Source organism: Bradyrhizobium sp. MI1.7, assembly GCF_055811795.1.
Map to the genome: position 1 here is coordinate 1 of NZ_JBVVPO010000076.1, position 9,653 is coordinate 9,653.

Annotated in this window: 12 protein-coding genes; 1 reads left to right on the forward strand and 11 read right to left on the reverse strand. The window is 63.3% G+C overall.

Features of this window, described 5'->3' with window-relative positions; genetic code table 11:
- On the forward strand, positions 1-219 hold a 219-nt coding region (locus tag AC0L3X_RS39565), incomplete at its 5' end, for a hypothetical protein (RefSeq protein ID WP_473317319.1).
- Between the two features lie 301 nt (positions 220-520).
- On the opposite strand, the gene AC0L3X_RS39570 is transcribed toward AC0L3X_RS39565, so the two are convergent.
- The 11 genes from AC0L3X_RS39570 to AC0L3X_RS39620 form a co-directional block, all read right to left on the reverse strand.
- Positions 521-694 (reverse strand): hypothetical protein, encoded by a 174-nt coding sequence (locus AC0L3X_RS39570; RefSeq protein WP_473317320.1) that lies wholly within the window; start codon positions 692-694, stop codon positions 521-523.
- Complete coding sequence (locus AC0L3X_RS39575; protein ID WP_473317321.1) at positions 687-1,199, reverse strand: hypothetical protein; 513 nt, start codon at positions 1,197-1,199, stop codon at positions 687-689. The genes AC0L3X_RS39570 and AC0L3X_RS39575 overlap by 8 nt, the downstream gene beginning before the upstream one ends.
- 9 nt (positions 1,200-1,208) lie before the next feature.
- Positions 1,209-2,339 (reverse strand): hypothetical protein, encoded by a 1,131-nt coding sequence (locus AC0L3X_RS39580; protein ID WP_473317322.1) that lies wholly within the window; start codon positions 2,337-2,339, stop codon positions 1,209-1,211.
- A 29-nt stretch (positions 2,340-2,368) separates the two neighbouring features.
- Positions 2,369-2,674, reverse strand: coding sequence for a hypothetical protein (locus AC0L3X_RS39585; RefSeq protein ID WP_473317323.1), 306 nt, complete (start codon positions 2,672-2,674; stop codon positions 2,369-2,371).
- A 325-nt stretch (positions 2,675-2,999) separates the two neighbouring features.
- A complete protein-coding gene (locus tag AC0L3X_RS39590; protein ID WP_473317324.1) occupies positions 3,000-3,200 on the reverse strand; it encodes a hypothetical protein in 201 nt (66 codons plus the stop codon).
- A 198-nt stretch (positions 3,201-3,398) separates the two neighbouring features.
- Positions 3,399-4,733: an AAA family ATPase gene (locus tag AC0L3X_RS39595; RefSeq protein WP_473317325.1), complete on the reverse strand. Its 1,335-nt coding sequence runs from the start codon at positions 4,731-4,733 to the stop codon at positions 3,399-3,401.
- A gap of 184 nt (positions 4,734-4,917) precedes the next feature.
- The gene (locus tag AC0L3X_RS39600) at positions 4,918-5,256 is read right to left on the reverse strand and encodes a hypothetical protein (RefSeq protein ID WP_473317326.1); all 339 of its coding nucleotides are present in this window, start codon (positions 5,254-5,256) and stop codon (positions 4,918-4,920) included.
- 255 nt (positions 5,257-5,511) lie between these two features.
- Positions 5,512-6,768, reverse strand: coding sequence for a site-specific integrase (locus AC0L3X_RS39605; RefSeq protein ID WP_473317327.1), 1,257 nt, complete (start codon positions 6,766-6,768; stop codon positions 5,512-5,514).
- A 384-nt stretch (positions 6,769-7,152) separates the two neighbouring features.
- Positions 7,153-8,112 (reverse strand): IS5 family transposase, encoded by a 960-nt coding sequence (locus AC0L3X_RS39610; protein WP_283016890.1) that lies wholly within the window; start codon positions 8,110-8,112, stop codon positions 7,153-7,155.
- A 106-nt stretch (positions 8,113-8,218) separates the two neighbouring features.
- Positions 8,219-8,686 carry a nuclear transport factor 2 family protein gene (locus tag AC0L3X_RS39615; protein ID WP_063981040.1) on the reverse strand — a complete coding sequence of 156 codons (468 nt, stop codon included), beginning with the start codon at positions 8,684-8,686 and terminating at the stop codon, positions 8,219-8,221.
- A 93-nt stretch (positions 8,687-8,779) separates the two neighbouring features.
- Entirely contained in the window at positions 8,780-9,184 is a 405-nt protein-coding gene (locus tag AC0L3X_RS39620) for a YbgC/FadM family acyl-CoA thioesterase (RefSeq protein WP_473317328.1), read from the reverse strand.
- Positions 9,185-9,653 lie beyond the last annotated feature (469 nt).

The window sequence follows — 9,653 nt, forward strand, 5'->3', positions numbered from 1 at the left end:
CCTCGGGCTGCGGCAATGGCGCGCGTCATCGCATCGCGGTCGGTGTCAGTGATCATCGCGGGCCTCGCCTGTGCGTTGGCCCTTGCCGGATGGCCTTTCCCAGCTCCGAGCCTGATCCGGCGCACCACCGACCGTTTCTGCGGCTCGCCTCTTGAGACCCGCAACGTGTTGAAATGGCTCGCCTTTTCTGACCACTCTCGCCATGGATTAACCTGTTGATCTTGCAGTGCTATTTCCGTTCCTCGATAGGTCCGAACGCTGACACAAGAGCCCGGAACTCAGGAGAATAACTTTCCAAAAGCCAGCAGGCGCTGGTCTGCGACGATGCCAGCACTGGGCTAGGACTAGATGCACATACAACCGGTGGCTGAGTTACTTTCCTAGAATAGGAAACTGCGTGTCGTCCTCGTCATCCGTTTTCGCATATAAGAAAACGGGAGGCTGGCGGCGATCAACCCGGTTCACGATCCTCGTAGAGCGCCTCGTCGTCGTCATCCGTTTTACTACAATGGTAAAACGCTCAGGCCTCAGGACCGAACATCAGAATCAAAAATCGCTCGCGGTCCGCACCGGACAACGAGGCGTAGAGCGCGGCGATCTCGTCGCAGTCGGCCTTCAGATCGGCGACGGTGGCATAGCGCATGATCGTCATCGCCTCGGCGTTGAGCGGGAGATCATCATCGCGGTCAGCCACGGCGGGCACCACGCAACGGCAGCGCAGGCAAGTCGATCACCTCGCCACTGCCATGAGCCCTCTCGATGGTGATGTCGGCGCGCAGTTGCCCGACTTGCTCTGCGATCTCGGCGCGCAGCTTGTCTCTCAGCTTGACGAGCCGAGTGTTCTCGACGGTCAGCTCCTTGAAAATTCCTTCGGCTGTACCCTCGACGAGCGCCTTCGTGGCAGGCCGCAGTTCGTCGCCAGTGTGATACTCGGCGATCTTGTTGACGACGAAGGCCTCCAGCCCGGCGATCCTGCTGTCGATGTCGGCCTGCACGCTGGCCACCATGCGCGCGATCTGGGCATCGGTGAACGTCCGGCTTGGCTGCGACACCGGCTCGGCGTTGTTCTGAACGCGAGGCTCCGGAATCTCGACGCGAAGAGTCTCGGGGAGCTGCGCCAGTTTACGTTCGCCGCGTAGACCAGGATTCGCCAGCGCTTCGCGGGCTTCGTCGAAGATTGCTTTGGCTTCAAGATCCATAATGCTGGCTCACCAGTTGACGGCATCGACAAACGCAACGCCCGGCGCGACGACGCTCCACGCGGCCCAGCAGCGCACCCTGACGATGATCATGTCGTGCTGGAAGGCGCTCTCCACTGGCCCAGCCGCGTTTCCTGCCGCGTCCATGATCTGCAGCGGATCGACGTCCTCGAAATGCACGGCGGGATTTTTCGCTTTTTCGATGGTGGGCACGCCAGAGTAAGCACTCGCGACCGCACCGGGCACGATGCCGATGATTCTTTTGTCCGGTACCATCGGCGTGCCGAAGACGGCGTAGTCGAAGCGCGGACCAACAAGCGCCTTGAGTTGGATCGCCTGTCGCGGATTGCAGACGATGATCAGATCGTCGCTGCCGATTCCAGCATCGGCGATGTCGCCCGCGATGCTGGCGACATCTGCGGCAATTCCCGCGAGCCCAGTGCTGCTGCTGGCGGGGAGCGCCGAGAGGCCGTGCAGTATTCCCGCTGGCCGGGCTAGATCGGCAGCAGCGGCGTCGAAGACGGGACCATCGAGGCTGAGTGTTGCCGACGCTTCCAGCGTTCGCCCGATGACGTCGGAGGCGGCCTCGGGTCCGCTTTTCTCCATCTCGTTTGTCACGCCAGCGTTGACGAGAATTTTCTTCGCTGGCCCAATCGTCGCGGCGGTGGAGTTGAGTTTGATGACCGGACTTGCTCCGCCTTCAGCGACGAAAATCGGCGTCTTGCCGGGCACGACGCGCGGGACTGATATTTTGTTCACGCCGTCGAGGCTCACTTGCATGCAGCGCGCGAACAGTCGCACGGCCGCAGACTTCGGCGCGAGCATGGGCAGCACATTCACGGCCACGGCTTCCGGAAGTCCGGACGATGCCAGCGTCGCCGGTGTCACGGCGGCCTTGTGCTCCAGTTCATCAGGGCCATCGCCGGTACCGAACACCGTGGCATTCAGCGTCTTGACCACCAGCCGGGCCAGCTCGTCGGATTTCCAGTCGTCGGCAGCAGCAAGGTAGGCCTCGGCGCTACGATCGAGCGACGAGAACGCGACGGCGGTGACGGCGCGGTGAAAGGAGCGGCGTTGCTCGCGGTCACGCGCGGACGCATCAGCGCGCAACGGGATTCCCTGCCTAACGGGTGCGTTCATGGCCGTTGCCTTTTCGCAGTGTGCCGCGATCATAGGCGCGGCTTGCGCCTCCTGTCTGTCCTGTCAGGACACGATTTCACGCGGCGGTAAGGGCTCGCGAGATCGTCCAGCACCGCGCCGACAGCAGCGAGCAACGCCTTGCGATCTTCGCTTTGGGATTCCTTGAGCCACTCCAGATCGATCAGCGCCTCGATCAGGGCGTTGACGTCCTTCACCGGCAGCCCCTTCAGCACGGCCCCTCCGCCCTCGATCAAGCTGCGATAGTCGCGCTTCTCGGCGGCGAGCTTGTCGAGACGCTTGCGGTCGCGGTCGTCGGATGGCGGGCGATCATGCATTTTAGACCCAAAGGTCAGTCGTCGTCGTCGAGAAGAAAGGCGTCATCCAATATCCTGCTGAGCCGCCGCGCCTTCCTTTGCTCGCGGTGGAGCGCCGGGTCCTCGTAGTATCGCCTGAGGCTGTCTTTGATCGCTTTCTCGCGAAACGCCGGATTCGGTGTGGTATTGCTCCCGCTCGCGAGCGGCGCTCTTTGCCTTCACCTTCGCACGGTACGCCGGGTCGGCGGCGTATCGCTCGCGACGCCTCTCGTTGCGGCGCTGGTGCGGTTTGTTCTTGGCCATTTCCGTCACCCAAATTGCCGACGTCCGGTCGGCGCGGTTTGCTTCAGTCGTCGCGGCCCAGTGCGGCTTCGGCCCGCTCCAGCTCGGCTTCACATTCGCGGACTCGACGCTTCGCCTCCGCGACCACCTCCTCGCGCTCCAGCAAGATCTTCCTGTTCTTGCGGCAGACATCCTCCGCATCGATGTCGGCGCGTTGCGCCTGCTCTAGGCGCTGGACGAGTTCCGCCTTGGTCATGGTCGTCATGGTCGTCTCCCTGTCTCCCTTTCGATCACCGGACATCCGGCCGGGCTCGGTTCCTTCGGTCGCTTTTGGCGTCGCAGCCCTATAACCCCTCCATGCCTCCACGCATGGTGGGGGGTTATAGGGGGCGTGGAGCGAGGCATGCGTGGAGGCTTTTCGGGGTATGCGTGGAGCATGCGTGGAGGTGCGTGGAGGTGCCGGTCATAGGGGCCTCCGGACGAGACGGCGGGTCCCGTCGCTCGCCGCGCCATAGGATTCGACGACAACGTGATCGGCCGTGATCAGCCGGTCGAGCGCCTCGGCGAAGTCATCGCGGGTCAGGTGCGCGGCCTTGGCCTCCGCCGTTTTTGCGAACAGCGTCGGCCCGTAATTATTGGCCCTCGACTTCGGGCTGACGTTCTCGCCCTTGCGTGTGAATTTTTCGAGCAGGCTCAAAAATATGGCGTCGGCCTTCGCGCGCGTTGCCGCCTGTTCCGGCGCGCTCGGAATCCGCACCGGCACATAGAGGCCGTTCGACCATTGCAGTTCCACCCGCTCCGACAGCGCGCTGTAATTGCTCTTCATGAACTCCAGCACGCGGGTGCCGCTCTGGTCGTCGTTCTCGATGTGCATGTAGGCGCGAGCCCGCACCGAGTTGTGCCATTGCGTCGAGCCCGACAGCCCGGTCTTGCTGGCAATACCGGCGAGCGACGGATGACTCGACATGATGACATAGCCGTTCGCCGCGATGGCGATTTGCCTCATCAAGGCAACGAATTGCCTGACTTGCGAGCGGTCGATCTCGGAGCCACCGAACACGTCGGCGACGTTGTCGATCACGGTGCAGATCGGCTTCACGTCCTTCGCCCGTTCCAGCAATTTGGCGTAAAGCGGTGTCGGCACGATGCGCCCGCTGCTGCGATCAACCAGCGCCAGCAGCGGGTCTTGGTTGGCCAGCGAGAATGTGTGCAGGTCGGCCGCGACGTCGCTGAATTTCGCGTGATAGCTTTTCAGGATCGGATCGAGCCGCCGCACCAGCTCGTCGGCCTCGTCCTCGCAATTCACAAGCAAGACCGGGCCGGGCTCCGGCATCGACCGCAGCCAGTCGCGCGCCAACCCATGGGCGGCGGCTAGTTGCAGAAGCGTGATCGATTTGCCGACTGCGCCTTCACCGGACAACAGACAGACGGCGCGTCGCGGAAAGCGGTCGCGCACGCCCCACTCACGCTCCGGGATCGGCTCGGTGTCGTACTGGGCTAGATCGAGCCGCACCAGTTCAGGCGGCGGTGCGGCGTCGGTCGGCGGTTGCTCGCGCCTGAAGTCGCGCGCTGGCGCGCTTCCGTTGTCGTTGGCCCGGAGCGATGAGACGCGCTCCACGTCGGCACGGGCGAGACGGCGCTCCAGCTCCCCGACCCGGATGCGCTCATGCTCGTAGAGCTTGGAGTCGCCGATATTGCGAAACACAAACAGCAGTTCCGCATCCCCGAAGCTGAGCCCAGTGGCCCGTTGAATTCGCCCGATCTCGGATTTGAATCCGTCGAAGCTGGTAGTCGGCATGGTCCCGGACTCCCCCCTTGTGCAGGGATCTCGACCGGGCGTAAAAGCTGGAGCGTTGGTCGTATGCCCCGGCCGCCTGCATCGGTCGGAAAAAAAGTTGAAGCCCCGGTGCTTGTCCGGGTACCGGGGCTTCGATCTTGGTGGTCCTGCCTTTCGTCGCGCCTTTCAATTCCAAATCAGATGTTCAGGCCTCCGCGCTCGCGGCCTTGGTGCTCGCGGCCTTACGCGCGAGACGCTGCTCTTTCGCCTCAGCCGTTTCCGTCGCAGCCTCTCCCGCCTCGCGCCACGCCTTGGCAGCTTCGACGCTGATCCGGGTGGCGTGTCCGATCTTCTTGATCGCCGGTCCGGTGCCGGTGCGCTGCATGCGGTAATAGGAATCGAGGCAGATGTTATGCGCCTCGCAAAACTCCGGGATCGTGTACATCGTCCGCTCGACCGGCCGCTTCGCCTGCTCAGCCTGCGCCTTCTCAAGTTTGTCTTTCGCGGTGATGCGGGGCTTTTGGCTGGTCTTTGCGCGGGCCATTTGAAGCAGCTCCTCTCGCTTGATGCTGCCGACACGCTAACGCTACGAGACGTCCGTGCGAAGTTTCCTAAAGCCAGTAATCGCAAATTATTTTGTCGTTGCGCACTGGCTTAAAGCCAGTCTGCCGCGCGTCATCACATCCCGAGAGCGACCACCAACGCAACGGCATGAAAAAACCCGGCGCGCGAGGCACCGGGTCAAGCCGTCGGCATGCCGACATTTAAAAATAACTACCGGCATGCCGGTACTTAAAAATCAGCCCGCCATCGCGACCACGTTGTCGGCGTCGTCGTGATGCAGCAGCGCGCGGCGGCTGATGTCGTCGGCGTGCTCTAGGATGTGTCTCGAATAGTGCCGTTCAATCGCCGCCGCGCTGGTGTCGTGCGCCTTGGCGACAATCGAGACCGGAAGGCCTTTCAGCAACGCGCGCACGATGCTCGAATGCCGCAGGCTGTACAATGTCACCGTGTCGGGATCGTCACCGATGGCAGCGACGACCGCGCGGATGTCCTCGCGGTAATTGTCGCTCGGCCGCTCGCCCCACGACGTGCCATCGGCCTGCAGCAACAGCGGCGCATCCGGCGCACGGCCCTTCGCGGCGGCCTTCAGCTTCAGCGCCAGCGCTGATGTGATCTGCACCGAGAAGCGCTCCGCCTTGCGTGCGACGCGGTTCTTGCTGCCGCCCTTGCCACTTCGCGGCATCCGCAGACGCGGCGCTTTCGCATGGGCGACCAGATCAGCCACCAGCAGCCTTGACGCCTGCGACGGTCGCGCACCACTCACCGCCAGCGTATCGACGTAGAGGCCGAGCGCGCCATCGCGCCCATAGGCCGCGCGCACGAATCCGCTCACCTGTTTGTCGGCGAGAATCACGTTGCGGTCGTTGACCGCGTCCGGCAGGCTTTCAAGGCCGGTCTGCCAAGCGTCCGCGTTGGTGATGCGCGGATCGTGCCGCGCGGCCAGCTTCAGCGCCGCGCGCAGGCACTTCAGCATTCTGTTGATCGAGGAGTCCTCCAGCTCGCCGCCGATCAGGCTGTCGCGCCACTTCTTCAGCTCGTTCGCGGACAGCATCGAGACCGGCTTCGCTAGCAGCGCCGGGGACAAGTGCTTTCTCGGCATGCGCGCGTTGTAGATCGAGCCTTGGCGCGCCTTGAGATCGTCTTCGTAAGCTGTCAGCGCACCATCGACGCTGATCGGCGCGAAGCCGCTCGCCGTCGTTTCGGTGTCGGCGTCACCGCGCGCCAGCTTGCGCGCCTGCGCAATCGCCTGATCGTAGTTGAAGACGTGCTTGTCGTCGGCGGGCTCCAGATCGTCGGCAATGCCGAATTTTTTCAGCCAGCCGTTCGGGCTGCCATCGGCAAAGCGCACGCTCCACGTCCCGAAGCCGCTCGCATTCCTGCGATAGCCGAGCGCGATGTGTGGCGCGATGCGGACGAAATAGGATGGCTTGCGCGCGGGCAACTTGGCGCGTGCGGTCGGTGTCTCCAGCGCAATCTTGCGGGGCTTCGGCATGGGCGAATCGGTCCTCGGTTTTAAGCCAGTGTAAAAAACAGCGGTGGCATAGCGGCTGCTAGTGCCAGCATAGTGCCTGCTAGTTTCAGATGGCATTTCAAGGGCTTACACGCAAGTCTAGCACCCGCCGCGACTAGGCTGCAACTTGCAAATTCTCCCCTTGCGGGAGAAGCGCCGGATGAGGGGTTGCCTCAGCGCACTCAATAAGAGTCGGACTCGCGGAGGGAGACCCCCTCACCCGTCTCGCCGCTGCGCGGCGAGCCACCCTCTCCTACAAGGGGCCTGTTGCGTTATCGGCTCTTGAGGCTGAAGACGTCAGGAGCGAGTGCCCTGGTCCCGGCAATTGCCTGCCAAGATCTGTAGTTGTCGCCCTGAGCGGGCAGCTCACGCGGCGATCGTGGCCCACCGTCTCATGTTGAAGGCGATCGAGGCGAGCAGGACTTGCCCGGTCGCCTTGATCAGACCGACGTAGCGGATGCAGGTCAGCCGCATGCGGCGTTTGAGAGTAGCGAAGGTGGTTTCGACCTGGGCTCGTCGGCGCGCGATGAGGAGGTTGTAGCGTTTGAGCCTGGGCGGCAGTTCCGGGTGATGTCTGTTGGGCCGACGAGCGATGCGGGGCTTCTTGCCTTCCGCCTTCAGCCGGGCCCGTCGGGCATGGGTGTCGTAAGCCGCATCGGCCCAGACCACGGCTTCATCGCCGCGAATCAAAGCGTCCGCCGGTGTCGTGTCGTTGATGTTGGCCGGTGTGGTCAGTACCGCGCGGATCAAGCCGGATCCTTCGTCCACACCCACATGAGCCTTGTAACCGAAGGTCGAGCCGCTTTTGCCCTGCCGTTTGGCAAACCGGGCATCAGGGTCGTTTGAGGGGCGATCCGCCTTGGGCGGAGCCGAGACTGCCTGGATCAAGGTCGCATCCAGCATCGTGCCGCGCTTGAGGATCACGCCAGCATTCTCAAGCTGACGATCCAATTCGCCAAACAGCTTCTCCAGCAGGCCTTGTTCAACGAGCTGGTTCCGGAAGCGGTTCAGGACCGTATGGTCGGGCGTCGCATCCTCAAGGCTCAAACCGACGAAGCGCTTGAACGACAACCGGTCGCCCAGCGCTTCCTCGAGTTCGCGCTCCGAAAGACCATACAGCGACTGCAACAGCACAGCACGAAACAGCACCAGCACCGGATAGCCTGGTCGACCGGGGCTCCCTTCATCCCGCAAATGGCCGATCAGCTTCTCGAACCGGTACCACTTGACCAGGCCAGCCAGCCGATCCAGCGCCGCATTGGCGCCGGCCCCCTTCGGCATCAGCGCTTCCACAAAGCTCGGCTGTCCCGTCCGCTTGACCGCCATCGCTACCCTCCAAGGCTTTGCCCTAGGGAATCACAATTGACGAATTACGCAACAGGCCCACAAGGGGAGAGGGTGCAGCGAGCTCGCTGCACTATCTCCGCAAACCTCAGAACGGATCCGTCCCCAGCCCCGGCACATCCGCCGGCCGCGGTCCCGGCGCCGGCCAGTGAAACCGGCGGTCCTTCTCGGCAATCGCGATATCGTTGATCGACGCCTCGCGGCGCCGCATCAGCCCGTGCTCGTCGAACTCCCACTGCTCGTTGCCGTAGGAGCGATACCACTGGCCGCTGGCGTCATGCCATTCGTACTGGAAGCGCACCGCGATGTGATTGCCGTCGAAGGCCCATAGGTCCTTGATCAGGCGATACTCCCGCTCCTTCTCCCATTTGCGGGTGAGGAACGCGACGATGGCCTCCCGGCCCTGGAACACCTCCGAGCGATTGCGCCAGCGGCTGTCCTCGGTATAGGCGAGCGAGACTTTCACCGGATCGCGCGAATTCCACGCGTCCTCGGCCATGCGCGCCTTTTGCGCGGCGGTCTCACGGGTGAAGGGTGGAAGCGGCGGGCGCGACATGGTGGCCTCATCGGTTGGTCCGGGCCGCAATTTATCGCCGCAATTGGCGGAGTCGATAGGCCATCACCTATCGGCCGATCACTTATCGGGCGATCAGGAAATCAGATCGGCCTTCATCAGGGCGCGGATCGATTTCGGGATCGGCTGAGCGCGGCCGCCGCTGATGAAGGCGACGCGCACCTCGGCTTTCACCAGCACGTCCTCAGCCCGCCGCACCTCCTGCGCCAGCATGATGGAGGCGCCCTTCACCGCAACCGGCCACGTCACGACGTCGAGCACGTCGTCCATCCGCGCGGGCTTCAGAAAGTCCAGATGCATCGAGCGCACCACGAAGGCAAAGCCCGCGCCCTCCGTTTCGACCTGGTCGAACAGCGCCTGCTGCTCGGCGCCCATCAGCCGCAGATGATTGGTGCGCCCGCGCTCCATGTAGCGGAGATAATTGGCGTGATAGACGATGCCGGAAAACTCTGGTTTGACGATATCGCAACAGAATGCCAAGTTCTTGATTTCGTTGGGGCGCTGGAGGGCGATAGCGTGAACAAGCGCAGATTTTTCTACGTCCCTTTCATGGCGAGCCGCAGCGCCTTCGGGATCAGCTTCAGTGTTCACCTAGCTCGCCTCGAGAGAAATGTCAGCCCGGCCGCGAGCATAGCGGCCCGAAGGGGCATGCGGGACGAGTGCAGCGACAACACCGGTGTTTGAGCGGTACGCGGGAACGGGGCCGTGATAACGCTCGCCACAGGCGAGCCCGTTTTCCGAGTGCCCCCGGCGAGGAGCACTTTATGGCTTGCGCGAGGCATCGTGATCCGAAGGGCCGAGACAGCATGGCTCGACAAGCTGGCTCATAGAGCCCCGGGCGCGGGGCGGGCGCGCCCCCCACCGAATTAGACCCCGACTTGTGGCAAGGGGGGAACCGCGGCCCGTATTAGCCGGATTTGGGGAGATGCGATAGCGGCCCACACACCCC

What these genes read in the sequence shown, in the direction of transcription:
- AC0L3X_RS39575 (WP_473317321.1), bottom strand. Translation starts at nt 1,199, where the DNA reads ATGGATCTTGAAGCCAAAGCAATCTTCGACGAAGCCCGCGAAGCGCTG.
- AC0L3X_RS39580 (WP_473317322.1), bottom strand. Translation starts at nt 2,339, where the DNA reads ATGAACGCACCCGTTAGGCAGGGAATCCCGTTGCGCGCTGATGCGTCC.
- AC0L3X_RS39585 (WP_473317323.1), bottom strand. Translation starts at nt 2,674, where the DNA reads ATGCATGATCGCCCGCCATCCGACGACCGCGACCGCAAGCGTCTCGAC.
- AC0L3X_RS39590 (WP_473317324.1), bottom strand. Translation starts at nt 3,200, where the DNA reads ATGACGACCATGACCAAGGCGGAACTCGTCCAGCGCCTAGAGCAGGCG.
- AC0L3X_RS39595 (WP_473317325.1), bottom strand. Translation starts at nt 4,733, where the DNA reads ATGCCGACTACCAGCTTCGACGGATTCAAATCCGAGATCGGGCGAATT.
- AC0L3X_RS39600 (WP_473317326.1), bottom strand. Translation starts at nt 5,256, where the DNA reads ATGGCCCGCGCAAAGACCAGCCAAAAGCCCCGCATCACCGCGAAAGAC.
- AC0L3X_RS39605 (WP_473317327.1), bottom strand. Translation starts at nt 6,768, where the DNA reads ATGCCGAAGCCCCGCAAGATTGCGCTGGAGACACCGACCGCACGCGCC.
- AC0L3X_RS39610 (WP_283016890.1), bottom strand. Translation starts at nt 8,112, where the DNA reads ATGGCGGTCAAGCGGACGGGACAGCCGAGCTTTGTGGAAGCGCTGATG.
- AC0L3X_RS39615 (WP_063981040.1), bottom strand. Translation starts at nt 8,686, where the DNA reads ATGTCGCGCCCGCCGCTTCCACCCTTCACCCGTGAGACCGCCGCGCAA.